Source organism: Roseiflexus sp. RS-1, assembly GCF_000016665.1.
In the GTDB taxonomy this organism is placed as follows: Bacteria; Chloroflexota; Chloroflexia; order Chloroflexales; family Roseiflexaceae; genus Roseiflexus.
This window is the reverse complement of sequence record NC_009523.1, coordinates 2,177,155-2,202,272: the sequence shown is the minus strand read 5'-3', so window position 1 is coordinate 2,202,272 and position 25,118 is coordinate 2,177,155. Positions and strand designations below refer to the sequence as shown.

At 59.5% G+C, this 25,118-nt stretch carries 22 protein-coding genes, 2 tRNA genes and 1 pseudogene; 12 read left to right on the top strand and 13 right to left on the bottom strand.

What is annotated here, in order from left to right; genetic code table 11:
- Positions 1-236: 236 nt before the first annotated feature.
- The 4 genes from ROSERS_RS09240 to ROSERS_RS09225 all read left to right on the top strand — a co-directional run bounded on the left by ROSERS_RS09240 (position 237) and on the right by ROSERS_RS09225 (position 4,354).
- The gene (locus ROSERS_RS09240; protein ID WP_011956520.1) at positions 237-1,961 is read left to right on the top strand and encodes an IS1634 family transposase; all 1,725 of its coding nucleotides are present in this window, start codon (positions 237-239) and stop codon (positions 1,959-1,961) included.
- A gap of 117 nt (positions 1,962-2,078) precedes the next feature.
- Complete coding sequence (locus ROSERS_RS09235) at positions 2,079-3,023, top strand: alpha/beta hydrolase (RefSeq protein WP_011956519.1); 945 nt, start codon at positions 2,079-2,081, stop codon at positions 3,021-3,023.
- Positions 3,024-3,128: 105 nt separating this feature from the next.
- Positions 3,129-3,854, top strand: coding sequence for an FhaA domain-containing protein (locus ROSERS_RS09230; RefSeq protein WP_011956518.1), 726 nt, complete (start codon positions 3,129-3,131; stop codon positions 3,852-3,854).
- Positions 3,851-4,354 carry an FHA domain-containing protein gene (locus ROSERS_RS09225; RefSeq protein WP_232282801.1) on the top strand — a complete coding sequence of 168 codons (504 nt, stop codon included), beginning with the start codon at positions 3,851-3,853 and terminating at the stop codon, positions 4,352-4,354. The genes ROSERS_RS09230 and ROSERS_RS09225 overlap by 4 nt, the downstream gene beginning before the upstream one ends.
- An 86-nt stretch (positions 4,355-4,440) precedes the next feature.
- Here ROSERS_RS09225 and ROSERS_RS09220 read toward each other — a convergent pair whose 3' ends face one another.
- Positions 4,441-4,908, bottom strand: a complete 468-nt coding sequence (locus ROSERS_RS09220; protein ID WP_011956516.1) for a hypothetical protein — start codon at positions 4,906-4,908, stop codon at positions 4,441-4,443.
- 111 nt (positions 4,909-5,019) lie between these two features.
- Positions 5,020-6,444 (bottom strand): MFS transporter, encoded by a 1,425-nt coding sequence (locus tag ROSERS_RS09215; protein ID WP_011956515.1) that lies wholly within the window; start codon positions 6,442-6,444, stop codon positions 5,020-5,022.
- 150 nt (positions 6,445-6,594) lie between these two features.
- Here ROSERS_RS09215 and rpe point away from each other — a divergent pair, with 150 nt between their 5' ends.
- From rpe to proS, 3 genes are all read left to right on the top strand, one after another.
- The gene (gene rpe / locus ROSERS_RS09210) at positions 6,595-7,287 is read left to right on the top strand and encodes a ribulose-phosphate 3-epimerase (protein ID WP_011956514.1); all 693 of its coding nucleotides are present in this window, start codon (positions 6,595-6,597) and stop codon (positions 7,285-7,287) included.
- A gap of 53 nt (positions 7,288-7,340) precedes the next feature.
- On the top strand, positions 7,341-8,129 hold the full coding sequence (locus ROSERS_RS09205) for a hypothetical protein (RefSeq protein ID WP_011956513.1): 789 nt from the start codon (positions 7,341-7,343) through the stop codon (positions 8,127-8,129).
- A gap of 201 nt (positions 8,130-8,330) precedes the next feature.
- Positions 8,331-9,773, top strand: a complete 1,443-nt coding sequence (gene proS, locus ROSERS_RS09200; protein ID WP_011956512.1) for a proline--tRNA ligase — start codon at positions 8,331-8,333, stop codon at positions 9,771-9,773.
- A gap of 726 nt (positions 9,774-10,499) precedes the next feature.
- Here proS and pcp read toward each other — a convergent pair.
- The gene (pcp, locus tag ROSERS_RS09195) at positions 10,500-11,111 is read right to left on the bottom strand and encodes a pyroglutamyl-peptidase I (RefSeq protein WP_011956511.1); all 612 of its coding nucleotides are present in this window, start codon (positions 11,109-11,111) and stop codon (positions 10,500-10,502) included.
- A 116-nt stretch (positions 11,112-11,227) separates the two neighbouring features.
- Here pcp and ROSERS_RS09190 point away from each other — a divergent pair, with 116 nt between their 5' ends.
- Complete coding sequence (locus ROSERS_RS09190) at positions 11,228-11,827, top strand: disulfide oxidoreductase (protein ID WP_011956510.1); 600 nt, start codon at positions 11,228-11,230, stop codon at positions 11,825-11,827.
- A 44-nt stretch (positions 11,828-11,871) separates the two neighbouring features.
- Here the strand turns inward: ROSERS_RS09190 and ROSERS_RS09185 are convergent.
- Together ROSERS_RS09185 and ROSERS_RS09180 are read right to left on the bottom strand one after the other, a co-directional pair.
- Positions 11,872-11,948, bottom strand: a tRNA-Pro gene (locus ROSERS_RS09185).
- Between the two features lie 21 nt (positions 11,949-11,969).
- A tRNA-Leu gene (locus ROSERS_RS09180) sits at positions 11,970-12,055 on the bottom strand.
- A 169-nt stretch (positions 12,056-12,224) separates the two neighbouring features.
- Here ROSERS_RS09180 and ROSERS_RS09175 point away from each other — a divergent pair.
- A complete protein-coding gene (locus ROSERS_RS09175) occupies positions 12,225-12,920 on the top strand; it encodes a hypothetical protein (RefSeq protein ID WP_011956509.1) in 696 nt (231 codons plus the stop codon).
- 200 nt (positions 12,921-13,120) lie between these two features.
- Positions 13,121-13,537 (top strand): single-stranded DNA-binding protein, encoded by a 417-nt coding sequence (locus tag ROSERS_RS09170; protein WP_011956508.1) that lies wholly within the window; start codon positions 13,121-13,123, stop codon positions 13,535-13,537.
- A gap of 92 nt (positions 13,538-13,629) precedes the next feature.
- Here ROSERS_RS09170 and ptsP read toward each other — a convergent pair whose 3' ends face one another.
- From ptsP to ROSERS_RS09140, 6 genes are all read right to left on the bottom strand, one after another.
- The gene (gene ptsP, locus ROSERS_RS09165) at positions 13,630-16,152 is read right to left on the bottom strand and encodes a phosphoenolpyruvate--protein phosphotransferase (RefSeq protein ID WP_011956507.1); all 2,523 of its coding nucleotides are present in this window, start codon (positions 16,150-16,152) and stop codon (positions 13,630-13,632) included.
- Complete coding sequence (locus ROSERS_RS09160) at positions 16,124-16,726, bottom strand: rRNA adenine N-6-methyltransferase family protein (RefSeq protein WP_011956506.1); 603 nt, start codon at positions 16,724-16,726, stop codon at positions 16,124-16,126. Before ROSERS_RS09160 ends, ptsP begins: the two co-directional genes overlap by 29 nt.
- A gap of 153 nt (positions 16,727-16,879) precedes the next feature.
- On the bottom strand, positions 16,880-18,376 hold the full coding sequence (gene glpK / locus ROSERS_RS09155; protein WP_011956505.1) for a glycerol kinase GlpK: 1,497 nt from the start codon (positions 18,374-18,376) through the stop codon (positions 16,880-16,882).
- A gap of 39 nt (positions 18,377-18,415) precedes the next feature.
- Complete coding sequence (gene dhaL, locus ROSERS_RS09150; RefSeq protein WP_011956504.1) at positions 18,416-19,051, bottom strand: dihydroxyacetone kinase subunit DhaL; 636 nt, start codon at positions 19,049-19,051, stop codon at positions 18,416-18,418.
- 3 nt (positions 19,052-19,054) lie between these two features.
- The gene (gene dhaK, locus ROSERS_RS09145; protein ID WP_011956503.1) at positions 19,055-20,056 is read right to left on the bottom strand and encodes a dihydroxyacetone kinase subunit DhaK; all 1,002 of its coding nucleotides are present in this window, start codon (positions 20,054-20,056) and stop codon (positions 19,055-19,057) included.
- A gap of 100 nt (positions 20,057-20,156) precedes the next feature.
- Positions 20,157-20,891, bottom strand: coding sequence for an MIP/aquaporin family protein (locus tag ROSERS_RS09140; RefSeq protein ID WP_011956502.1), 735 nt, complete (start codon positions 20,889-20,891; stop codon positions 20,157-20,159).
- Positions 20,892-20,929: 38 nt separating this feature from the next.
- Between ROSERS_RS09140 and ROSERS_RS27355 the strand changes: the two are divergent.
- A pseudogene (locus ROSERS_RS27355) lies at positions 20,930-21,755 on the top strand (IS5 family transposase).
- 629 nt (positions 21,756-22,384) lie between these two features.
- A complete protein-coding gene (locus ROSERS_RS09125) occupies positions 22,385-23,191 on the top strand; it encodes an SAM-dependent methyltransferase (protein ID WP_011956499.1) in 807 nt (268 codons plus the stop codon).
- A 345-nt stretch (positions 23,192-23,536) separates the two neighbouring features.
- Here ROSERS_RS09125 and ROSERS_RS09120 read toward each other — a convergent pair whose 3' ends face one another.
- Together ROSERS_RS09120 and ROSERS_RS09115 are read right to left on the bottom strand one after the other, a co-directional pair.
- Positions 23,537-24,481, bottom strand: a complete 945-nt coding sequence (locus ROSERS_RS09120; protein ID WP_157041020.1) for an anti-sigma factor — start codon at positions 24,479-24,481, stop codon at positions 23,537-23,539.
- A gap of 11 nt (positions 24,482-24,492) precedes the next feature.
- A complete protein-coding gene (locus tag ROSERS_RS09115) occupies positions 24,493-25,095 on the bottom strand; it encodes an RNA polymerase sigma factor (RefSeq protein ID WP_232282799.1) in 603 nt (200 codons plus the stop codon).
- Between the last annotated feature and the right edge of the window lie 23 nt (positions 25,096-25,118).

The following is a 25,118-nucleotide window of genomic DNA, read 5'->3' as shown; positions in this document are numbered from 1 at the left end:
ACGGCGCACACGGCGTCTGCTTTCGATGGCGGGTGCAACCCTGCCCAACCAGACCAATCTTTGTGAGAACTGCTATAAATCCGCTATCCCGCGCTAGCCGTCGGGCTGAAGCCCTCGGCTATGGAATGCGAAGCCCGCCTGCGCGGGCTGTAGCGGACTATCTATTCAAAGACCATCAACCCTTCTTTCGTGCAAAACGAAAGGCCAAAAACCGAATTTATAGTATACTCGGCCGTATGGCCGAGAAACTCACCTTAACCCACGAGCGAGTTGATGACATCCCTCTGCTGATCGGGCTTGCGCAGAAATTGCACCTTCCCGAAGTTCTGGACCGCCACCTGGGCCACCACGGCAACCACCAGGGGCTGAGGAACGGCTGGCTGGCAACGGTCTGGCTGGCCTCTATCCTCTCGGAAAGCGACCATCGCACGTCCAGCGGAGAAGAGTGGGCCGGGCAGCATCGCCAGACGCTGGAACGGTTGCTGGGGCAACCCATTCGCCGTACCGAATTCAGTGATGACCGGCTGGAGATCGTGCTGCGCCGCCTGAGCCAGCAGGCCGCCTGGGAAGCCCTGGAGGCCGACCTGTGGCAGGCAACGGGAGACGTCGATGACCTGGACGTGACCAGCGTTCGCCTGGACAGCGCCACCACGTATGGCTACCATACCCTGACGGAAGACGGGGTGATGCAATACGGGCATAGTAAAGACCGCCGTCCCGACTTGCCCCAGTTGAAATTGATGGCCGCCGCAGCCGAGCCGTGGGGTCACCTGCTGGCCTGCAATGTCCACCCCGGCCAGACCGCCGACGACCCGTTGTACCGCCCCCTCATCGCTCGGGTGCGCCAGATGCTGGGCCGGTCGGGGCTGCTGTATGTGGGCGACAGCAAGATGGCTGCTCTGGCAACTCGGGCGGACATCGTGGCCCACGGGGACTCCTACCTGATGCCCCTGCCCCTGACCGGCGAGACCGCCCAACAGGTGGAAGCGTGGATTGACGCCGTGGTGGAAGGGGAGCAGACGGTGACCCTGATCTGGGATGAGCAGAGTCTGTTGGGCGGCGGGTATGAGTTTGAGCGGCCGATGAGCGCTCGGGTGGACGGCAAGCCCGTGACGTGGACCGAGCGGGTGCAGGTGGTCCGCTCGTTGGCGCTGGCGGAGCGGGAGAGCCAACCGTTGGAGCAGCGCCTGGCGAACGCGGAGGGTGCTCTGCGGGCGCTGACACCGCCCCCCGGTCGGGGCCGACGACCGTATCGGGACGAAGCGGCCTTGCAGACAGCGGTATCCCAGGTGCTGGAGCGATATGATGTGACGGGCTTGCTGCAGGTCACCTGGCGACGGGAGGAAGAGACCGTCACGCGCTCCGTGGGACGCGGACGGGGAAGCCCGAAGCGCCCCGTCCGGACGGAGGTGCGCGTGCGTTGCGTCATCGCCGAAGTCCGGCGGGACGAAGAGGCGATTCAGCGCCGGAAATATCGTCTGGGATGGCGGATTCAGGTGACCAGCCTGCCGTTGGCCCAGATGTCGCTGGCCCAGACGGTTGTCCATTACCGGGGTGGGTGGTGTCTGGAAAGAGATTTTCACCTGGTGAAGGATCGTCCCATCGGCATCCGCCCGTTGTATGTGCGGCGGGATGATCAGATTATCGGTCTGACCCGCCTGCTGACGCTGGCGTTGCGGCTGTTGACGTTGATAGAAAGCCAGGTACGGCGTGGGCTGGCCCAGGCGGGTGAGGTCTTGAGCGGGCTGTACGAAGGTCAGCCTCGGCGGACCACCGACCGGCCGACGGGCGTACGCCTGCTGAAGGCGTTTGCCCGGGCAGAGATTACCCTGACCCGGATTGAGATGGAGCCTCAGGTGATGTGGCATATCACGCCGCTCTCTGGTTTGCTGGAACGAATCCTGGCGTACCTGGGGCTCTCGGCAGTGCTCTACCAGCGCCTGGCAGAAAATTCATCATAGGTCCCTTCCAATTGCACGAAAGAAGGGATCAACAGTTCTCCCCAAGCATTTTCAGGGTACAATTTGTCAGATGCAGTTTTACTGGAACACCGGTACACAACCAGAAGGAGGGCACGTATGGAGACAACGGCGTCTGCTGCCACACACCGGCGTGTTGGTCGTTTGCGCCGGATGGCGATCTCTGCCACAGCAACGCTCATCATGCTACTGGTAACGATCTACCTGGGAATTTCGACCTACGCCGCCAGCGTGGTGACGTTGCCCCAGCGTGATGCGATTGTCAGTACGCCGGCGGATTTCGGCGCTCGCTTCGACGAGGTACGCTTCCCGGCGCGTGGCGGGGATGTTGAGATTGCGGGATGGTATCTGCCGCAACCGGAGACCTCGCGCGCCGTCATCCTTGTGCACGGCAAAGACAGTAGCCGCTCCACCGAGTTTCAGGGACGTTTCAGCGAATTCGCCGCCCAACTGCACAAGCGAGGCTTCGCAGTGGTGATGATCGACCTGCGCGGACACGGCGCAAGCGGCGATGCGCGCTTCAGTTTCGGTCTGGCGGAACGGCGCGACATTCTTGGCGCAGTCGACTGGTTGATAACGCAGGGATTTCGTCCCGGAAGCATCGGTGTGCTCGGCGTATCGATGGGCGCGGCGTCCGCAATCGGCGCGACTGCTGAAGAGCCAGCGATTGGCGCGCTGGTGGCGGATTGCAGTTACGCCGACATCAGACCTCTGATGGAACGCCACTGGACAAAAGCCAGCGGATTGCCGGACATCTTCCTGCCATCGACGCTGTTCATGGGACGGTTCGTGCTGGGGATGGATCTGACAACGGCACAACCGGTCAGGGAGATCGATGATATTGCGCCACGACCGGTGCTGATCATCCACGGTGACGCCGACGCCTTTACGCCGGTGGATCACGGTCGTGCGCTCGCTGCTGCTGCGCCAGAAGCGGAGTATTGGGAAGTGCCCGGCGCCGGGCATGCCCGTTCCTATGAGGTCGATCCACAACGTTATGTCGAGCGTGTAGCCAACTTCTTCGCACACCACCTGGGCAGATAGCGTACGGTGCTGCATACGATGATTGACAACGGTTGCCGCTGACGCACAACTCCTGTACAATATCAAAAGTGTGTACATCGGGATACCTGCGCGGTAGATCAGCCTATGTCAGCACTCAGCCGTTTTGAAGCCTTTATGGAAAATATCGTCGAAGGGTCGGTTGCGCGGTTATTCCGCAGCCCGGTTCAGCCTGCCGAGATCGCCAAACGTCTCGAACGCGCCATGGAATCCAACCAGACGGTCAGCGTGCGGCGTATTCTGGTGCCCAACTACTACCGCGCATTCCTGAATCCACAGGATTTCGAGACCTTCAAGCCGATCCGCGCCGACGTGGAGCGCGAGATGGCGACCTATCTGGCGGAACTGGCGCAGGAGCGCGGGTTCAGCATGGTCGAGCATCCGCGCGTCGAACTGGTCGCCGATGCCGGTGTGCCGCGCCGGACAATCCAGGTCGTGGCGGAAACGCAGGCTGCGCCGGCGGTAAGCCAGTCCGGTGATACCCAGGTCATCCCGGCGCAGGCGGCGGCAGCGCCAGCAGCACGGGCGCGCCTCCTGTTGACGACATCCAGCGGTACGCACGTTATCCCCCTCGACAGCACGCTGATGACGATTGGACGCGGGCTGAACAACGATATTATCCTGGAAGATTCGCGCGTCTCCCGTAACCATGCCCAACTCCGCTATCGATCTCGCCGCTTCTGGCTGACCGACCTCGGCTCGACCAATGGCACCTTCGTCAACGGCGAGCCGGTGACTGAACGCGCATTGCGTGATGGCGATGTTGTGTCACTCGGCGGACTGGAGTTGACGTTCCGGCAGACCGACCGTTGACGACACCGCTCATCCTGCTTCCCAAATGGGATGGTATGTTCGACTTCGCCAACGCTTCTCTTGACGCTGTGATGCTGGTACTGCGCGTTGCCGTGGTGCTGCTGCTCTATTTCTTTCTCTGGCAGGCGGTGCGCGTCATGATCCGCGAACTTGCAGCAATCGGTCAGGCAGGGCTGACTGCCCCGTCATACAACCCGTATGGGCATCTCGTCGTGCTGCGCAGCGGGCAGAGCGGCGTCGCGGTCGGCAAGATGTTCCCGCTCAGTCCAAGCACGATTATCGGGCGCAGCATGGAACACTGCGAAATCGCGTTGAACGACTCCTTCCTGTCGCAGCAGCACGCCCGCCTCGAATTGCGCGGCAATCAGTGGGTGCTGGAAGATCTCAACAGCACCAATGGCACATTCGTGAATGACATAGAGGTGCGCGACGCGACTGTGGTCGAAGAAGGTGACATCATTCGCGTGGGGCGCATCGAGTTGCGCCTGGTGAAAGGGTAGACGAAAAGGAAACGCCGCCCCCGAAAGACAACCGCGTTGGCGTTTCCCGTTAGGGCGGCGCGTGCTTCCGGCTACAATTCAAGTGCTCAGATTCGGAAGAGCGGACGGGGATCGGCGCCGCTGAAGGGCCAGGGGATCGCCAGCAGCACCGCCAGCATCGTCAGGATGGTGAAGATGGCATACCGCCGGTAGCGTTTCTCCTCAGGCAGGCGCTTCGCCGTGACATGACCGACATGCGCCAGCACCACCGCCACCACCATCACCAGAATATGTTCAACCGCCCAGAAGCGCAATCGCGCATCAGCCATGGCGCCGCCAAAATCGTCGAGGGCGCGCTGCACCGCAGGACTGAACACCCCGTACAGCAACAGACCCAACAACAACTGAATATCCATTGAAATACTGAAGAACGAGCCGAGTCGTCCCACCGACGCATCCCACGGACGTTTCCCCAACCAGCCGATCAGCGCCTGCACCAGGAGCAGCGCGCCGAGAATGACCACTGCCCAGCGTACATATGAGTGTGCATAGAGTGTTATGCTGTATGGATTCATTGCACATTCCCTTATTGAGAAATAGTCTGATTCTGGTCACACACGGACATCTTACCCGAGAACCTGCACCGGATCAACCGGCGACGATTGCCTTCACCTGTCAACCATCGTTCATGCCGCCGAAGCTCCGCTCTGCCATTGCTGGCGGGTCGCCAGTTCCTCGGCGCGACTCTTCAAACCGAACGAAGCGATGAAGAGCGCCAGCATCACGACGCCGACAACCAGAAACGCCGCTGCGTATCCGCCGACATCGCTACCGCGCGCTGCTGCAACCGCGCCGAGCACCACCGCGCCGATCAACTGACCAATGCTGATAAATACCGTCAGCACCCCTTGCGTCGCGCCACGTTCCGCAGCTGGCGCTTCGTTCAACAGGATGTACCGGAGCGATGCGCCGAGCAATACGCCGATACCAATGCCAAACAGCGCAGCAAAGCCGTAGAACGCGACGAGAGAGGTTGCCAGCATCCCTTCCAGCAGCAAACCTGTTGCTATCAACGCCGTACCGGTCAGCACCACAATTTTCGAGCCAATCCGGTCAAGCATGCGCCCCGACAGCGGTGAACCGACCGCCATCGCCAGCACCATCGGCACAAGCATAAAACTCGCAGTTGATGGCGTGACGCCAAACGCTGCGACAAGCAACGATGGCACGAACAACGTTACCGCCTCGCTCAAGCCTGCGCCAAAGGAGAGTGCGCCAGCCAGCGCAATCTGCCAGTTGCGGAACAGATTCAGGTCAAGCACCGGGTCATCCGCACGACGCTCGATCTGCAAGAATAGCGGGATGAGCGCCAGTGCCAGCACCAGCAGGAACCAGGTCGATGATGCACTGATTGCATTCACCAGACCGCTCACACTCGCTTCGTCGAGCAGGTAGGCAAGATCGCTCAGCGCCACAGCCAGCGATGCCAGGATCACCCCAAGCACGACCGTCCCGCCCCAGTCGAAGGGACGCGGCGTTGCCGCGCGGATGGCGGGCAATAATTTCACGCCAAACCCGATCAGCGCAAGTGCAATCGGCAGATTGATCAGAAAGAGCCACTGCCATCCAAGCAGGAGCAGCACACCGCCGATGATCGGTCCGATCAGGAATGCAATACCAAACACCGCGCCGATCAGTCCCAGCGCGCTGCCGCGCTTCTCCGGCGGAAATGTATCACCGATCACCGCACTGGCAACCGGGAAAATGCCACGCGCGCCCAACCCCTGGATAGCGCGACCCGCCAGCACCAGCGCATACGTCGGCGCCGCCACGACGATCAATGACCCCAGACCAAACAGGGCAACACAGGCAGTGTAGAGCGTGCGCCGCCCCAGCCGGTCCGACAGTTTGGCGATGAACGGCGTTCCAACCAGGTTGCAGAGCACGTAGACGACGAACATCCACGATGCCGCACGCGCGTCGATTCCAAAATGCTCGCGCAACGCCGGCAGCGCTGGTCCAACGATGGCAATATCAAGCGCTGCCATCAGAACACCAACAAACAGCACAAGCAGGATGCGGTTCCGGGTACGTTCTTCGTTGCGAGTCATGGCACACCTCTTTCCTTACCGGTCGGTAGAATAGTGTACCCGAAACAACGCAACGTGTCAAGACGCCGGAATTGAGCCATCGTTCATCATCTCTATGCCGGTTCGATGCTATAATTATGCGGTGATCATCCGTTCGTGCGAGGGATATTCGTGCCGGTTATCGCCGCCAACCAGCGTTCAATACGTCTCATGCCGTCCATCCTCGCCGCCGATTTTGCGCGCCTCGGCGAGCAGGCGCGCGAAGTTGCCGCAGCTGGCGCCGATGGGTTGCACATCGATGTGATGGACGGCATGTTCGTGCCGAATATCAGCATCGGGATACCGGTGGTCGACGCGCTGCGCCGCACCGTTGATCTGCCGCTCGACTGTCATCTCATGATCGTCGAACCAGAGCGCTACATTGACGCATTCGTTGCTGCGGGCGCCACCCATATTACGGTGCATGTCGAAGCCTGCCGTCATCTCCATCGCACCATTCAACAGATCCACGCGCTGGGCGTCACCGCTGGCGTGGCCCTCAATCCGGCTACTCCGCTGACCGCTATCGAAGAGATTCTGCCCGACCTCGATCTTGTCCTGATTATGAGCGTCAATCCTGGTTTTGGCGGGCAGACGTACATTCCGGGCAGCACGGCGAAGATTGTTCGCCTGCGCCGTATGCTCGACGAACACGGGCTGCACCATATCGAACTTCAGGTCGATGGCGGCATCAGCGCCGCCAATGTCGCCGATGTCGCCGGCGCTGGCGCCACCAGCATCGTCGCCGGAACCGGCGTGTTCAACACCCGTCCCATATCCGAAACGATCCAGGCGATTCGTGATGCACTCCAGAGCAGAAACTGATCCGATGCGCTGGAGAGCCGACGTCGGCGCCTGAGCGATGTGAAGGGCGTTGTATGAGCGAAAGCGTGACGCTTGCCTGCGTCCACCACGATCCAGACGGCTTGCTCCGCTCTCAGGCTGAGCGGGTTGTGACAGCATTGCAACGCATTTTTCCAATGATCGTCGTGCGCACAACCGACGAGACGCCTGGCAGTGCCATCGAGCCGCTCCTGGCTGCTGGCGTCTCGATCTATCGCGCACCGTCGTGCGGTCATCTGAAGCTGGGACGCGCGCGACGCGAAGCCTTACGTCTGGGTATCGAGACAGGCGCGCATCACGTGCTCTTCTGCGATTTTGATCGCGCACTGCACTGGGTCGAATACCATCCTGCCGAACTCGCATCGATTGCCGGTTTGATCCTCGCCTATGATTTTACCGTCCTCGGACGCACACGGCGCGCGTTCGACAGCCATCCCCGCGCCCAGTGCGCTACCGAAGCGATCGTCAACCACGTCTTCGCACAGGTGAGCGGGCAGGAATGGGACGTCACCGCAGCCGCACGCGGCGTCTCGCGTCGCGCCGCCGCTGCGATCCTCGATGGCTGCCCGGACGAAACGATTGGCACCGATGTTTCCTGGACTCTCTTCCTGCAACGCACCGGTCGGTTTGCTATCGGCGCTATCGAAACTGAAGGTCTCGAATACGAAACTGCTGATCGTTTCCCTGAAGCGGTCGCCGCAGCTGGCGGCATCGACGCCTGGAAGGCGCGGATCGACGCCGACCCGCGCGAGTGGGCGCTGCGCCTGGAGATCGCGCGCCTCGAAGTCGAAGCAGCAGGAGCGTATGCGCATATGGTACAATAACAGCTCTACAAGGCGCGGCACACTCGCAGGGCTGTCCACCTGCGAGCGTTTGCGACGTCGGGAATGCCAGCACGATGATCGCTGCGGTGCGTTCCCGCTCACTGGCGGACAGTAGTTCCCGGATGTATCGCAGCCCGACGACGCGCCCAACCATGACAGAAATCAGACATCTCTTCTGGAACGCAGAAAGGTGTAACCAACGTGCCGAAAGAAGGAATTACGCCGCGCGCGCAGGATTATTCGCAGTGGTATCTCGACATTGTGCAACAGGCTGACCTGGCGGATTACGCCGAGGTAGTCAAAGGGTGCATTGTGTTCAAACCGACCGGCTACGCCATCTGGGAGGCGATCCAGCGCGGTCTGGACGACCGGATCAAAGCCACCGGTCATGTCAACGCCTACTTTCCGCTGCTGATCCCCAAAAGCTTCCTGATGAAAGAAGCCGAGCACGTCGAAGGGTTTGCGCCTGAAGTGGCGGAAGTGACCCGCGCTGGCGGCGAAGACCTCGCCGAGCCCTACGTCATCCGCCCGACGTCGGAAACTATCATCGGCTACTTCTATTCCAAATGGGTGCGCAGTTACCGCGACCTGCCGCTGCTCATCAATCAGTGGGCGAACGTGATGCGCTGGGAAATGCGCACCCGCCCCTTCCTGCGCACCACCGAGTTCCTCTGGCAGGAAGGGCACACCGTCCACGCCACTGAGGAAGATGCCGAACGCGAAACGCTCCTCATCCTCCACGAGGTGTATGCTGATTTCGTGGAGAAGGAGATGGCCATCCCGGTCATTAAGGGGCTGAAGTCGGAAAAGGAAAAGTTCCCCGGTGCGCTGCGCTCCTACTGCATCGAAGCGATGATGCAGGACGGTCGCGCGCTCCAGGCGGGCACATCGCACAATCTGGGGCAGAACTTCGCGCGTGCGTTCGACATTACCTATACCGACCAGCAGAACACCATCCAGTACGCCTGGACAACCAGCTGGGGCGTCAGCACGCGACTGATTGGCGCGTTGATTATGACCCATTCCGACGACGAAGGGCTGGTCATTCCGCCGCGCCTGGCGCCAACGCAGGTCGTCGTGGTGCCGATCTACCGAAACGATGCCGAGCGCAGCGTGGTGATGGAAGCGGTGCAGCGTATGACCGCAGAGTGGAAGGGACGCCTGCGCTTCAAGATCGACGACCGCGACAATCTGACACCGGGGTTCAAGTTCAACGAATGGGAACTGAAGGGGGTTCCGATCCGCGTCGAGATCGGACCAAAAGACATCGAAAAAGGGAGCGTAGCGATTGCCCGCCGCGACCAGCCTGGACGCGAAGGGAAATCATTCGTGCCGCAGGACGGGTTGACCGACCGGTTGACCGCGCTCCTGGAGGAGATCCAGCAGGCGCTCTACCGGCGCGCGTTGACCTTCCGCGAAGATCACACCGCCGACGTTGCAACCTACGACGAACTCAAACAACAGGTCGAACGCGGTTTCGCACGTTGCTACTGGGCGGGGACGACCGAAGACGAGAAGCGCATCCAGGAAGAAACGCGCGCCACTATTCGCTGCATTCCGCTCGATCAACCGCAGCAAGCCGGGCGTTGCGTGTATACAGGGAAAGAAACAACGCAACAGGTTATCTTTGCCCGCGCCTATTGATCGCCGCAACGGATGCTGCCAGACCACAGCGACAATGGCGACGCGCTCCGGTGAGGAGTGCGCCGCCATCGCCGCGCCATATGTGAATGAGTTGCGGTTTGCTGGAAAGCGCCAGGTGGAATCAGGGTTGTTGAATAATTACTCCACTACAGCCCGCGCAGGCGGGCTTCGCCCTGCATAGCCGAGGGCTTTAGCCCGACGGCTCGTGCCGCATAGCGGATTTATAGCAGTTCTCACAGAGGTTGAACCAATTGGACAGGGTTGAACGCTCCCAGAATCGCGCTCCCGACACGGTGACCGAAATGAATTTCGGTCTACGCTCTGCCGGAGACGGGCGCTTCGCACGACACGGCAGACCTCGACAAAGGTCAACATATCAGAGAACTGCTGTAAATGCTCAATCTCCATGAGCCCGACGGCTCGTGCCGCATAGCGGATTTATAGCAGTTCTCACAGAGGTTGAACCAATTGGACAGGGTTGAACGCTCCCAGAATCGCGCTCCCGACACGGTGACCGAAATGAATTTCGGTCTACGCTTTGCCGAAAACGGGGCGTCTCGTGTGACACGGCAGACCCGGACAATGGTCTACGTATCTGAGAACTGCTGTAAATGCTCAATCTCCATGAGCCCGACGACACGAGGCGCATACCGGAAATGCTCAATCTCCATGAGCCCCGCAGCAAAATACCGGGTTACATTCTCAATCTTCATTTCACCCGCTGGTTCACACCGACCGACAGGCATCGAGTGCGGCGTGCACGCCAGCACACATCGTCTCCAGCGCCATCGTCGGACCGGGGCGCGGATCGGCGCTTGACTGCGCCGGAAGCGACGGCAGGTGGATGAACAGACAACGGGTTGGCAGACGACGAGTCGCACAAACGTGGAGCGCCACATAGTACACCATATTGCACAGATAGGCGCCCGCCGACAGCGACAGATTGGCGGGAATGCCAGCCGTGCGGATTGCGTCAACGACGGCGCGCACCGGCGCAGTGGAAAAGTACGCAACCGGACCGTCCTGGACGATCGGTTCATCGATGGGCTGCATGCCAGCATTATCTGGAATACGAAAATCGCAGAGGTTGATCGCCACCCGCTCGACCGAAAGCGCAGCGTATCCATTCGCCTGACCAAGCATCAGGCACAGATCGGGTTGAAGATCGAGCAAAAGATCGGTTATCATGCCAGGGACCCGCGCCGCATCGACCGGCAAAATGGCGGTGACAGCGCCGGCAGGCTTTCCGTTGCTGGATAGACGTTTCACAACCTCTTGCGAAGGATTGACCGCAAAGCCACCGAATGGTTCAAAACCGGTGATAAGCAACGTTGCCATACAAGGTCCTGAACAGACAGCAATTCCGGATAACAGGTACCGTAGTATACCACAATCTGTATTAAGGTTTGTTTATCTTCCGCCTTTGCCCGGCAGTCACAGCCACCGAGTTGCGTATGAACACACCCAAAACCCAATCAGCCGGAACCATCAGCGAAGCGCAGACTGTACCAGAAAGCGGCGCCGAAGACCGCGTAGCCGCCTTTTTTGGGCGTTACGGACGGCACCTGGCGCTTTTGCAGGCGACCGTCGCAACGTGCGGCAGTCTGTTTATGAGCGAAGCGCTTGGATGGCCGCCATGCGTCCTGTGCTGGTATCAGCGCATTCTGATGTATCCGCTCGTCGTCCTGATCCTGGTTGGCATTCTGCGCCGCGATCACGGGCTGCACCTGTATGTGCTGCCACTCTCGCTGTTCGGCGCCTGCGTTTCGCTCTACCACTATCTCCTTGTCAAAACCGACTGGTTGCCGCCGCCGCCATGCGTTGACGGAATCCCGTGCACGGTCGATTATCTCGACATTCTGGGGTTCATTAATGTACCGTTCATGGCGTTGACGGCGTTTCTGATCATCAGTTTTCTCATGGGCGCCACGGTGGTCAGCGAACCGGCCGACTCTGACGAATCGCCCTCGTTGCGCGACGGGCAGGCGCTCGCAGCCTACGCCATCATTGCACTTGTCGCGGTAGCCTTCATCGGTTGGGGTATGGTCATCTAAAAAAACATCGCCAGTCGTTGGCTGGCGATGTTCCTATGGAATTTTGGTCGGGGCGAGTGGATTTGAACCACCGACCTCAGCGACCCGAACGCTGCGCTCTACCAGGCTGAGCCACGCCCCGTCGCCGTCTGCCGCAGCGGAATGGTGCCGAAGGTGGGAGTCGAACCCACACGGAGTCACCTCCAACGGTTTTTGAGACCGTCGCGTCTGCCATTCCGCCACTTCGGCGCTGCGCACAGAAGTATAGCGCAATCTACCGCGCCTGTCAACCCAAAATCGTGCTTGCAAGAGTTGAACAGATGTGCTATACTATTCACGGGAACGAGTATATGCAATAAGGTACGAGCAACGCTCCACGCCGGCGACGCCCACTCCGGCAGGGCAGGAGGTAAGAGGTATGGCTTCCCCCCGCAAATCAGGCGAACCCGCCCGTCCCGAAGCGACTGTTTCACGCACCTATCGTGCGGCGATCCGCATTGGCGAAGACTATGTCACCCTCGAAGAAACAATCGTCCTGCCGCTCGACGCCAGCGACGAAGAGGTGGCAAAAGCCGTTGATCTCGGCTGGCGCATCTATCGCACCCAACGTGAGGCGATTGAAGCGCAGATCGCTGGCATCCGCGAAGCGCAACCCGCGCCGCCAGCGCCCACGATCCGCGACCCCGACGCTCCCGCGAGCGACCGTCAACGGCACTACATCGCCGCCCTCCAGGAAGACCTCGCCTGGACGAACGAGCAACTGGCATCCTACGCCCAGGAACACCACGTCGATCTGGTCACGATGACCAAAGGACAGGCAAGCGCCTTCATCGACAGTCTGAAAAAGATTGCCGAGGAACGTCAGGCATACGCAGCGGCTGCACGCAGCGCACACGCTGACGATGGCGCCATTCCCGCGCGTCCTTCCGATACGGCGCCTGCCCACGAGAAGCAGATTGCTGCGCTCAGGCGGCTGGCGCAGCAAAAGGGGTTCGATCTCGATGCCGAGATCCGGCAGCGCTTCGAGACCACCGTCGAGGAACTCACCAGCGGACAGGCGTCGGCGCTGCTGCGCGAGTGGCAGCGCCCCAGCCAGCGCACGGCTGGCGAATGAAGCCAGGAGTGCGTAACCTTTTCTCAACCTGTGCGGTCTATCTGGTGTGCGACCGGAGTCGTGGCCGGTCGCACAGAGCATTCGCAGCATTGCCTATCTGAGTTAACACATTCGGCTTCCCCGGCAGGCTTCCCTCATGACCTGCGCATCGCCTGAACAGGCGTTTCGCCGCCTCAGGTAGGCGCAACAAGGAGACGAACATGCGTCAGGTCAGAGGAACCGTCAACACAGTCGAACTCATCGGTTGGCTCGGCGATACGCCCGAAATGCGCTCTTTCCCTTCGGGATCGAGCGTATGCCTCTTCAACGTCGCAACCAAGCATCTCGGCGCACGCAGCGAGAACGGCGAACGATCAATCGAAACCGATTGGACGCTGATCGAAGCGTGGAACAAACTGGGAGAACAGTGCATGCGCTACCTGCATAAGGGAAGTCGTGTGCGCATTGTCGGCAGCCTGCGCACCCATAGCTGGTCAGACCGGGAAACCGGTCTGCACCGCCACCGGACGTTCGTGCGCGCCGATGAGGTGCTGTTCCTCGATAGCCGACCGGGGACCGACGATACTGACCAGGACGTCGCTGAAACTGCGGACGAGACGGAGGACGTGCCGTTCTAAAGCGTTACCCGGGAGAGACGGATCGGGAACGGGCGGGTGGCGGCGACCGCGTCGCCTGCCCTGCTCCCCTGCAATGTGGGGTAAACACCCCCTCACCCCTCATATTCGCCAATCGTCGCCAGTTGTCGCCGGATAAAGTGGCGAACCGCTTTTGCCGACTCCAGGGTAAGCGCCTGGTTTGCCCATTGCTGCACATCCCTGAGCGTCAGTTGTCGCACGAGTTCTTTCGCCTGCGGGATCGAACCCGGCGACATACTGAGTTTCTTCACTCCCAACCCGACCAGTATTGGCAAAGCCTGGCGATCCGCAGCCAGTTCACCGCACACGCTCACCCATTTTCCGGCGGCTTCGGCGCTCTGCACCACCTGGCGAATCTGGATCAGGACTGCCGGGTGCAATCCATCCTGGAGATAGGCGACAGATGCATTGCCCCGCTCGGCGGCAAGGGTATACTGCGTCAGATCGTTGGATCCGATACTGAAAAAATCAACCTCAGGCGCAAAGATATGCGCCAGCAAAGCCGCAGACGGCACTTCAACCATCATACCGACATCCACGTGATCGGGAATCGGCACACCCCGGTTCCGCAATTCGGCGATGGTTTCGTCCAGGATGCTGCGCGCGCGCCGCCACTCGCCAATATCGGCGATCATGGGAACCATGATTCGTATCCGATGACCAGCGGCAGCACGCAGGATAGCGCGCAGTTGCGGTTTGAACAAATCGGGACGTTCCAGACACAACCGGATGGCGCGTTGCCCCAGAAATGGATTCTCTTCGCGCGCCATATGAAGATACAGCAGCGGCTTATCGCCCCCCACATCAAGCGTGCGGATGACAACCGGCCGCTGATCCATCAGACGAGCTATGGCATGATACACCTCGAACTGCTCATCCTCATCGGGCGCCGTCGCTCGATCAAGAAAGAGAAATTCAGTGCGCAGCAATCCAACCCCGTCGGCGCCGTTCGCCAGTGCTGCGCGTGCATCTTCGAGATTGCCGATATTCGCTGCAACCTCGATACCGATCCCGTCTTTCGTCACGGATGGCGCGGCACTCGATCTCTGTGCACGCTCATACGTGGTACGCCATTGCGCAAGTTTCGCTGCATAATCGGCAGTAATCGACTCATCAGGATCGATCCAGACCAGACCGGCGAAGCCATCAATAATAAGCGGCGTCTCTGGTCGCACCTGTGCGACTGCCGGACCGACGCCGACGACGGCAGGGATGCCGAGCGTGCGCGCCAGAATGGCGCTGTGCGAGGTCGAACTTCCGCGTTCGGTACAGATACCCAACACGTTTGCCGGATCGAGCCGCGCGGTGTCGGACGGCGAGAGATCGTCAACAACGACGATCCCGGACTGATCGACATGCGTCACGGCAGTATGTCCCAGCAACTGTGTCAGCACCTGCAATCCGACATCCCGAATATCGACGGCGCGTGCGCGCATGTAATCATTGTCGAGCGATTCGAACGCCTGTACCGACTCGCGCACTGCCTGTTGCCATGCCCACTCGACATTGACGCGCTCACGCTCGACGATCTGCTGGACGCGCGACAACACATCAGGATCGCTGAGAAACATCAGGTATGCGTCGAAGATCGCCGCCTCGTAGGGATGGTGTTGGGCAATCTGATCACGCACCTGGCGTGTCTTGCTGCGAACGGCTTCCAGAGCGACAGAAAACCGGGACATCTCGGCTGCAGGATCGTCGATAGCAAGGCGCTCAATCTGTGGTTCGACGTTGCGCAGCACCACCGCCTGACCAAGAGCATACCCGGGTGATGCGGCAATGCCACGCAGCGCGCCAGGAGGCGTATCTGTCGATCGAGGCGATGGCAGCGGTTGCGGCTCGTCCGCCACATCATCGGCTTCTCCAAACTTCTCTGCCGCGAGTCGCTGCAATGCCGCCAGCGCTTCAGCAGCATCCGCACCGGTGGCGGAGACGACGATCTCGTCGTACTGCCGGATGCCAAGCGCTGCCACTGCGTTGAAACTTTTTGCATTGACCTGCCGGGAGTCATGAGCACGGGCAACACGAATATCGGATTGAAAACGACCGGCAGTCTGGACAAACAGCGCAGCCGGTCGGGCGTGCAGTCCCAGGCGATTTTCAACAACCAGTCGCACCTGCTGCACATCGGTCGCAACCGGAGACGCAGACGATGGTGGGGGTACGGCAGCATCTGTGCCCGCACGCTGACTCAGACTCTCGATCTTGCCGGACAGCGCCCCTTCCGCCTCTGCCGCCACGCGATCAAGCGACGCACCCAGACTGGCTTGAATAGCGGCAGCGATGGCGCCTTCGACGAGCGGAGCAGCGCACAATCGTACACGATTCCGCTTTTCTTCGGCAAGAAAATCGAGCGCCATCTCCGCACTCAGCACTGCGCTGCCCAGATCCATCAGCACCAGCACACCATCATCGCTGTACACGTCTTCGATGGCATCACGGATCTTTGCCGCATCTGTTCCAAGCGTCTGTGATGAGTCGTCGGCGCCTGCCGCCACAGCAATTGAGACCTGCGACTGCTGCATCACCATGCGCATCATGTCCACGATCCCGGCAGCCAGCAGGGAACTATGCGACACAAGGACGATATTCACCATAATCGATACCAGCCTGCAAGATACAATCAGGACAGAGAACGACATCGACGATATCGTTCACCGAGTGTGCGGTGATCGATGCAAACTCAGGCGCAGTGAACCCTATCGCGCCGCAGTGGCAGGCGTACCAGCCAGCCCGATCCGGATCGTACCGCCGGTTATGACCGAGATCGATCACCTCCACGCCCATTTTCCAGCGCGCATTTGTCACCAATCTTCGACAACCAGCCTGCTTCAAACGCTTCACATAGGTCGCAAAATGGTCACGAGTGCAGTGACGCATAAGCAACACCGCCAGGGTCAGATCGTCCGGCAGTTGCCAGACCAGGGCATCGACATTGATCACAACCAGGTTGGGATATGGTTCCAGCAATGGCAACACGCGCTGAACAAGGTCACAGTTTCGTTCGACTGCATAAACCCGGCGAACCATCTGCGCCAGCTGCCGTGCCAGTCTCAGATCGCCAGCGCCAATATCGACCACAACATCGTCTGCACCCACCTGCGCCAGGACGTACTGATACGTCTCATCATCGTATGGCGCCCACATGCTTTCCCAATCGATGGCGTCCATCGGTCGCAATTGTCATCGAAACGAAAGCCAGCATTCGATGAGTAAAAAGCGCATGCCATGATCGGTCGCGTGACTCTCGCTCGATCATGCTGTGATCGGAAGTCAACGGCGACGAATCAGGCATGCGCAGGCGGGATCGCCCTGTGTCAGCGGTCAGTCAACCCAATCGAAGGTACGGGTCACCGCTTTTTTCCAACCGCTATAGAGACGTTCGCGGGTTGCGCTATCCATCTGCGGCGACCACTCGTGATCCTTGCCCCAGTTGGCGCGCAGATCCTCGACTTCTTTCCAGAAGCCGACTGCGAGACCGGCAGCGTAGGCGGCGCCCAGCGCCGTTGTTTCTGACACGGTTGGGCGGATGACCGGCACACCCAGAATATCAGCCTGGAACTGCATCAGGGTGTTGTTGAAGACCATGCCGCCATCAACCTTGAGCGCCGTCAGATCGACGCCCGAGTCCTTATTCATCGCATCGAGCACTTCGCGCGTCTGATAGGCGGTTGCCTCAAGCGCAGCGCGGCAGATGTGGTTCTTCGTAATATAGCGAGTCAACCCGACGATAGCACCGCGCGCGTTGCTCTTCCAGTACGGCGCGAACAGACCTGAGAACGCTGGCACGATGTAGATGCCGCCGCTATCTTCGACCGCATTGGCATACTCCTCGATATGCGAGGAGAAATCGAAAAAGCGCAGATTATCGCGCAGCCACTGCACCAGCGCGCCGGTAATAGCAATCGAACCTTCCAGGCAGTACACCGTCGGCTGATCGCCGATCTTGTACCCGACGGTCGTCAGCAAGCCATTCTGTGACGGCACCGGTTTGAGACCGGTGTTCAGCAGCATGAAGCAACCGGTTCCATACGTATTCTTCGCCTCACCGACGCTGAAACACGTTTGACCGAAGAGCGCCGCCTGCTGGTCGCCAAGGTCGCCAGCGACCGGAATGCCTTCGAGCGCGCCGACTGCGGCGCCATAGACTGCAGCCGACGGCATGATCTTCGGCAGCATTGCGCGCGGCACGCGCATGACGTCCAGAATGTCGTCATCCCAGTCGAGTGTCTCCAGATTCATCAGCATCGTGCGCGAAGCGTTCGACACGTCGGTAATGTGGACGCCGCCATTGACACCGCCGGTCATATTCCAGATCAGCCAGGTATCGATGTTGCCGAAGAGCACCTCGCCCTGCTCGGCTTTTTCGCGCACTCCCGGCACATTGTCGAGGATCCAGGTGATCTTTGGACCGGAGAAGTAGGTCGCAAGCGGCAGACCAACTTTGGGGCGGAAACGATCCTGCCCGCCGTCCTGCGCCAGTTGATTACAGATCTGGTCAGTGCGCGTGTCCTGCCAGACAATCGCGTTGTACACCGGCTTACCGGTCGCCTTCTCCCACACCACCGTCGTTTCGCGCTGGTTGGTCACGCCGACGGCTGCAATCTCGCTGCGTTCCACTCCCGACTTGCGCAACGCCCCGTCGATCACCTCCTGCGTGCGCGTCCAGATCTCCAGCGGATCGTGCTCAACCCAACCCGGTTGAGGATAGATCTGGGTATGTTCCTTTTGATCCACTGCCACCACACGCCCCGCATGATCGAATATCATGCAGCGCGTGCTTGTCGTTCCCTGATCGACCGCTGCCACGTATTTCGCCATAGCCATGACTCCTTTGCACACCAGCAACACTGCCGGCGACTACTCTGTCGTCCAGGCTTCCTCCATCGCCTTGAACATCAAGTATGAAGAGGTCGCCCCCGGATCCTGATGCCCGGCGCTTCGTTCCGCCAGGTACGAAGCCCGTCCTCGTCGCGCCACCATCGGAATGGTGTTCTTCATCCCCTGTTCGGCTGCGACGACGCTCTGGCGCAACGCTTCCCGTTCATCGACGCCATCGGCAACCGCCTGTTTGAGCGCATGCAGCGCCGGTACAAGCGCATCGACCATCGTCTTGTCGCCGACATTCGCCTTTCCACGCGCCATCAGGCTGACGATAGCGCCGTCGATGGCTGTGACCCAGTCGGCAAGCGATAGTTCCATCTTGTTTGCCGTGGCGACGCCCGCCTGCAAGAAGAACGTCCCGTACAACGGTCCGCTTGCGCCGCCAACGGTCTGAACCAGCGTCATACCGACCGACTTCAGAATCGTACCGATATCCTTATCGGCAACTGTCGGCAACTTTCCCAGCACCGCCTTGAACCCGCGGTCCATGTTCACGCCGTGGTCGGCATCGCCGATGCTCGAGTCGAGTTGCGTGAGATAATCCTTGTTCTCCGCCAGCGCCTGGCTGTAGACCCTGAGCCAGGACAGAACGTCGTCGCGACTGATCGGCATAGATCACACTCCCCACCGCAGCGCAGGAGTCTTGACCGGAGCGTCCCACAACCTGATCAGTTCGTCATCCATTTTCAGCAGCGTGATCGAGCAACCCGCCATCTCCAGCGAGGTAATGTACGGTCCGATCAGGTTGCGTACCACCTTAAGACCCGCGTTGACTGCGATCTCATACGCCTTCCGATACACCACATAGAGTTCGATCAGCGGGGTGCCGCCCATGCTGTTGACAAACAGCAGCACATCGTCACCCGCGCGGAACGGCAAATCGTTCAGGATCGGCTCCATCAGCATCTCGGTGATCTCGTCGGCAGACTTGAGTTTCATACGGGTGCGGCCCGGTTCGCCATGGATGCCGATGCCGATCTCCATTTCGTCGTCGGGCAGATCGAAGGTTGGCTTGCCCGCATGCGGTACGGTGCAGCTGGTCAGCGCCATACCCATGCTGCGCCCCCAACCGTTGACCTTGCGGCATATCTCAGCGACCTCGCCGAGCGAACGCCCCTCCTCAGCCGCTGCGCCGCAGATCTTCTCCGCCAGCACCGTGACGCCCACACCGCGTCGGCCCGCAGTGTAGAGCGAATCCTGCACCGCCACATCATCATTGGTCACAACCGATTCTACCTCAATTCCTTCCGCACGCGCCAGGTCGGCCGCCATATCAAAATTGAGGATGTCGCCGGTGTAGTTCTTGACGATGTACAGCACGCCAGCGCCGCCGTGGACCATTTTCGCCGCTTCGAGCATCTGGTCGGGGGTGGGGCTGGTAAAGACAGCGCCAGGACAGGCTGCGTCCAGCATGCCCATACCGACGAAGCCGCCGTGCATCGGTTCGTGACCGGATCCGCCGCCGGAGACGATCGCGACTTTGCCCTGCACCGGCGCATCGGCGCGATAGATAAAGTTCGGATCGTAGTGAACCTTCACCAGATCGGGATGCGCGTATTCAATGCCCTTCAACTCCTCGACAACCACATCCTCGGGTTTGTTGATCAGCTTTTTCATGACTCCTGCTCTCCTTACGTGAGCAGTTCTGGTGTTGTGGAAGGCGACGCAACCCTGCTGACAACACCAGAACCTTCCACATTACGTCCAGGCGGCTCTCTCAGAAAGCCCCCAGAGCAACATACAACGCTGCCGCGACGGCGCCGCCGATGATCGGACCAACAACCGGTATCCAGGCATATCCCCAGTCGCTGCTCCCCTTGCCGGGGATGGGCAGCACTGCGTGAGCAATACGAGGACCGAGGTCACGTGCAGGATTGATGGCATAACCGGTCGTACCGCCTAACGACAGACCGATCACCCACACCAGAAAGGCCACCGGAATAATTCCAAGCGCGCCGAAGCTGCCATTGTTCATGACCGGTCCATCAATGGCAAGAATACCGAAGACCAGAACGAACGTCCCAATAATCTCACTGACCAGGTTCCACGCCACACTGCGCACCGCCGGACCGGTGCTGAACACGGCGAGTTTCAACCCTGGATCGCTGGTTTCCGCCCAGTGCGGATAGTAGTGCAGGAAGACAAGCACAGCGCCAATAAACGCACCGATGAACTGCGCGCCGATATACATCGGCGCCATGGCTGCTTCAAACTTGCCGGCGACAACCAGACCGATGGTCACTGCCGGATTCAGGTGCGCGCCGCTGATCGCCGCAACGGAATAGGCGCCGACAAAGACGGCCAAAGCCCACGCCGTGGTGATCACAATCCACCCGCTGCTGTTGCCCTTCGTCTTGCTCAATACCACATTAGCGACAACACCGTCGCCAAGTAGAACGAGCAGCATGGTCCCGATCAGAGGGCGATCAGAAAACCGGATTTGTGGTATCATGATGGCGACCATGCCGTTCTGATGAGGAGCAATCTCGTATGCCACGACGTGCACGTCGATCCTATCCAACCAAGGATGCGACCGATCTGACCGATGCGCAATGGGCCGCCATCGCGCCACTCGTCATCACCCCGTCGCCCAACGGCGGGCGTCCGACCGAAATTGATCGCCGCGCGATCGTCAACGCGCTGCGCTCCAAAAATCGCACGGGCTGTCAATGGCGCATGCGTCCAAAAGATGTTCCGCCAATGAGTTCGGTTCGGTACTCTTTCGACAAATGGAATCGTGATGGAACATTCATCAAAATCAATGATACCTTGCGCAAACTGGCGCGACAAGCGTTGAATCGCGACCCGGAGCCGTCCATCAGCGTCCTGGACTCCCAATCCGTCAAAACGACCGAAGCAGGCGGAGAACGCGGCGACGATGGGGGAAAAAAAGGTCAATGGGCGCAAACGGCAATGCTGGGTTGATACAAATGGGTTCTTGCTGCGCGTGCTCGTCCATCCGGCAGACATTTCTGATACCGAAGGCGCGGAGTGGCTTTTGGCCGCGCATCATCAATCGTTTCCTCGGATGCAAGAAATTCGGGTGGATGAAGGCTACAAACAAGGGTTAAATGAATGGATGCAACAGAACACGACGATACGCCTGAATGTCATCGAAAAACCGCCTGAACAAAAGGGATGTGCGGTCATCCCGAAGCGATGGGTGGTAGAACGCTCGATTGCGTGGGCGGGACGCAATCGGTTGTTGCGGCGAATAATTATTCGCCGCAACAACCGCAACCCAGAATCAAGCGAAGCCTTTCTTTATCTCGGTTCTATTGCAATGCTCCTGAATAGGCTTTATCCGAGGTTTTAGTTTTTGATCACGCTCTGAGATCGCTGAAGAGGCTCCCTGAAATCGATATTGCTCACAGAGATATCTATTTTGTACGTGGAAACTATCAAGGTCTCCAGATCGATGTTCTCTTGACGAGTAATCCATTATTTTCGCACGTAAAGAAACGCCATGTCGTCAGACAGGATTTTTTCGAGCGATCCATTCCTTCTGCGACAGTTCGTGGACTCATACTGCTGAAGCTGTATGCACTGCCGTCGCTCTATCGCCAGGGTGATTTCGTTCGGGTTGGATTGTACGAGAACGACGTTGCCACGCTTATGTTCTACCACGCCCCCAACATGTCGGAAATACTCGCCGAATTAACCCCATTCGTAAGTCCACAGGACATGTCCGCAATCCAGGACATCATCTCCGATCTTAAGCAACGAATTGCTCGCCTGCGGCGTGATCGTGTATAATCCACTGGACCGCCTCAATCACCGTATTCAGAGTATCGAAGTCCTGGTGGCGCCTGTTTCCTGGTTGGAGCAGCGTTGCAGGTTTCCGCCTGCGTGCAGTGCATCTGGTACGAACGGAACGGTGACACGGCGTCTCGTTGTCGATAGTGCGTGTTTCGCACACCAGTCTGACGAAGGAGGACTCTCAGTATGGCACCGTCCGGCGCAGTCGAACTTCTTCCCTCGGAAACGCCAAACGCCGCCCGCATCTACAGTTATACCCTGGGCGGTTCGTACTATCTGCCGGTTGACAGGGCGGCGGCGGAATACATGTTCTCGCTTGTACCTTCCACACCAAAGTGGGTGCGTATGCTGCGCAATTTCCTCCAGCACGCCGCCCGTCGTCTTTGGGTGGAAGGATTCACCCACTTCATCGACTTCGCCTCCGGACTCCCGACCGACGATCATATCCATCACGTGCTTCCAGACGCCCGTGTGGTCTACTCGGACCTGGATCCCGAAACATACGACATGGCGCAGCAACTGGTTGGACACCTTCCGAATGTACTCTACGTGAGGCATGATGTGCGCGAGGCGCGTTCGCTGCTTGAGTCGCCGGAGGTGCAGAACTTCCTGGGTGGTGAGCGGCGGGTGGCATTCGGGCTGAATGGCATTACCGTCTTTCTCTCCCCCGAGGAGATTTCACGGCTCTTCCACGATCTCTACGAGTGGGCAGCGCCCGGTTCCCGGCTCTACATCACCTACGAAACCAAAATGCCAGGGCTGATGACCCCGCGCATGGAACAGTTCATCGACATGTTCCGTCAGGCGGGATCGCCCTTCTGGCTCTATTCGCTTGAGGAGTGCATCGCGTTCAGCCGACCGTGGCAGATCCCCCCAACAGGATTAATGCCGCTCCACGAGTTCCTGGGGCTTCCCTCCGACTACATCACTGAAGCCGATCAGGAAGGCGTCGGATTGCAGTTCTACGCTGCGATTCTCGCAAAGCCGGAGTGATATTGGTAGAACACGGGGTGGATTTTTTGGGGAAGCCCCTGCGTTCCTTCTCTCGTTTCAGGCTTCAGGATGCTCAGACTCCCCCTTCTCCCCTTATGAGAGAAGGGGGCAGGGGGATGAGGGGCAAAAGCGCGCCGGAACGCAAAGAACTGGCGATCGCTCCCAAGAATTCTACCCTTGAGAGCGGGAGAGAAGGCGGAGGGCAAGGGAAAAAAGGGCGACAGGATGCAGCAAACAATGCACGTGGTTCAATCGTTCTGCTCTTCGTTATCACCGATGCATTGGGTAGAGGTAACGCAGAGAGAGCAGGGTTTCGTGTCAGGACAACATTTCCGCAACGAGGGGCTACAGATTCGCCTCGAAGATGACTTCTTCGCTGGGTTGAGCAGCAGTATCGACTTCGTCCAGCGTAATCATCACCTGGTCATAGGCGTCCATCGGTTCCGGCGCATCGACCACAAATTCGGCGACCCCATCAGGTCCAACCGTAACGACGCCGATAGCGATTGGCTGATTTCCTTTCGCCAGCCACAACCGATAAAGTTTCCCCGGTTCGGCGGATTTCAGCCCATAAATCATCAGCACCAGGCGATTATGCCCCGGTTGCATGAACATGCGCGCGCTTGCATCATCAGGAGCGCGCTCAGTCGTTCCCAGCGGCCGCGAGACGGTCTGCGGCGCAGCAATGAACGAAACGAGTTGTTCATCCTGTCGCTCTGATGTTCTCAACGCCTGGATTTCCTGCTGGCTCTTTGCGAGTTGAAGGCGGGTCTCATCAAGTTCTCGCACACTGGCACGCAGTTGCGCCTCTACTATCGTCGCAGTCTGGCGCACCTCGGCTATCTGCAGCTCCATCGAACGCAGCATCTGCTGATTGGATGCGAGTTGCACTGCAAGCCGGTCAGCGCGTCCGCGCGCCTCGAATGCCGCTGTTCCCAGACCGATAATCAGCGCCAGCATCGCTGCGAATGCTGGCAAAACCCAGCGACCTGGACGGGTAGAACGGGGCATCGCCATTGGGCGCGACGCTGGTGCGGTTTCGGTGGAAGCATCATCATGTGCGGCGGCAATACGCGCAAAAAGTTGACGTTTGACTCGCGGCGGGGGGGTGAGCGCCCCGGACGCATAGGGCAACAACCCGACGACATCGCGGAACGACTCCGCTTCGGCGCGACAGCGGGGGCAGTTGGTGATATGTGCTGCCACTCGTGCGGCTTCGTCCGCATCGAGCGCGCCCAGCACAAACGCAGGAACGAGTTCCAGGATCTCATCGCAGTTCGACAATGTCATTGGCGCGCTCATCAATCGTGCAGGTCGTCTGCCCCTATCTTCTGGTTGTGTAACAGATCGCGCATCTTCTGCAGCGCAAGCCTTGTGCGTGTTTTGACCGTACCGATTGGACTGTTCAGCCGCTGGGCGATCTCGCTTTGAGAAAGTCCACGAAAGTATGCCAGTTCCAGCACTTCACGCTGTTCAGGCGGGATCTGCGCCAGCGCTTGCAGAATGATCCGTCGGCGTTCGCGTTCAATGGCAGCGCTGACGACATCACTCTGTGCATCCGGTTGATCGAGCATCGCCTGTTCTTCATGCTCATTCTGAGCTGTTGTCGGACGGGAGCGTTGCCGGCGCAGTTCATCGATGCACAGATTATGAGCGATGCCGAAGATCCACCCTGCCACCTGTCCGCGTCCGATGGCAAACGACGTACTGCGCCGCCAGACTCGCCAGAACGTTTCCTGAACGATATCTTCCGCAAGTTCAGCGTTACCAAGCATGCGGAGCGCTGTCGCGTACACGATGCGCGCATACCGGTCGTACAATTGCTCAAGTGCACTGCTATCGCGACTCGCAACGCGGGTGATCAACACCTCGTCGTCCAGTGCAGACGAATCAGCGGCTGGCATCCTGACCTGACTCATCGCACTGC

What these genes read in the sequence shown, in the direction of transcription:
- ROSERS_RS09175 (WP_011956509.1), top strand. Translation starts at nt 12,225, where the DNA reads ATGGCTTCCCCCCGCAAATCAGGCGAACCCGCCCGTCCCGAAGCGACT.
- ROSERS_RS09140 (WP_011956502.1), bottom strand. Translation starts at nt 20,891, where the DNA reads ATGATACCACAAATCCGGTTTTCTGATCGCCCTCTGATCGGGACCATG.
- ROSERS_RS09170 (WP_011956508.1), top strand. Translation starts at nt 13,121, where the DNA reads ATGCGTCAGGTCAGAGGAACCGTCAACACAGTCGAACTCATCGGTTGG.
- dhaK (WP_011956503.1), bottom strand. Translation starts at nt 20,056, where the DNA reads ATGAAAAAGCTGATCAACAAACCCGAGGATGTGGTTGTCGAGGAGTTG.
- ptsP (WP_011956507.1), bottom strand. Translation starts at nt 16,152, where the DNA reads ATGGTGAATATCGTCCTTGTGTCGCATAGTTCCCTGCTGGCTGCCGGG.
- ROSERS_RS09205 (WP_011956513.1), top strand. Translation starts at nt 7,341, where the DNA reads ATGAGCGAAAGCGTGACGCTTGCCTGCGTCCACCACGATCCAGACGGC.
- glpK (WP_011956505.1), bottom strand. Translation starts at nt 18,376, where the DNA reads ATGGCGAAATACGTGGCAGCGGTCGATCAGGGAACGACAAGCACGCGC.
- ROSERS_RS09235 (WP_011956519.1), top strand. Translation starts at nt 2,079, where the DNA reads ATGGAGACAACGGCGTCTGCTGCCACACACCGGCGTGTTGGTCGTTTG.
- ROSERS_RS09220 (WP_011956516.1), bottom strand. Translation starts at nt 4,908, where the DNA reads ATGAATCCATACAGCATAACACTCTATGCACACTCATATGTACGCTGG.
- ROSERS_RS09190 (WP_011956510.1), top strand. Translation starts at nt 11,228, where the DNA reads ATGAACACACCCAAAACCCAATCAGCCGGAACCATCAGCGAAGCGCAG.
- dhaL (WP_011956504.1), bottom strand. Translation starts at nt 19,051, where the DNA reads ATGCCGATCAGTCGCGACGACGTTCTGTCCTGGCTCAGGGTCTACAGC.
- ROSERS_RS09115 (WP_232282799.1), bottom strand. Translation starts at nt 25,095, where the DNA reads ATGCCAGCCGCTGATTCGTCTGCACTGGACGACGAGGTGTTGATCACC.
- ROSERS_RS09240 (WP_011956520.1), top strand. Translation starts at nt 237, where the DNA reads ATGGCCGAGAAACTCACCTTAACCCACGAGCGAGTTGATGACATCCCT.
- ROSERS_RS09125 (WP_011956499.1), top strand. Translation starts at nt 22,385, where the DNA reads ATGGCACCGTCCGGCGCAGTCGAACTTCTTCCCTCGGAAACGCCAAAC.
- pcp (WP_011956511.1), bottom strand. Translation starts at nt 11,111, where the DNA reads ATGGCAACGTTGCTTATCACCGGTTTTGAACCATTCGGTGGCTTTGCG.
- ROSERS_RS09215 (WP_011956515.1), bottom strand. Translation starts at nt 6,444, where the DNA reads ATGACTCGCAACGAAGAACGTACCCGGAACCGCATCCTGCTTGTGCTG.
- ROSERS_RS09120 (WP_157041020.1), bottom strand. Translation starts at nt 24,481, where the DNA reads ATGACATTGTCGAACTGCGATGAGATCCTGGAACTCGTTCCTGCGTTT.
- ROSERS_RS09230 (WP_011956518.1), top strand. Translation starts at nt 3,129, where the DNA reads ATGTCAGCACTCAGCCGTTTTGAAGCCTTTATGGAAAATATCGTCGAA.
- ROSERS_RS09160 (WP_011956506.1), bottom strand. Translation starts at nt 16,726, where the DNA reads ATGGACGCCATCGATTGGGAAAGCATGTGGGCGCCATACGATGATGAG.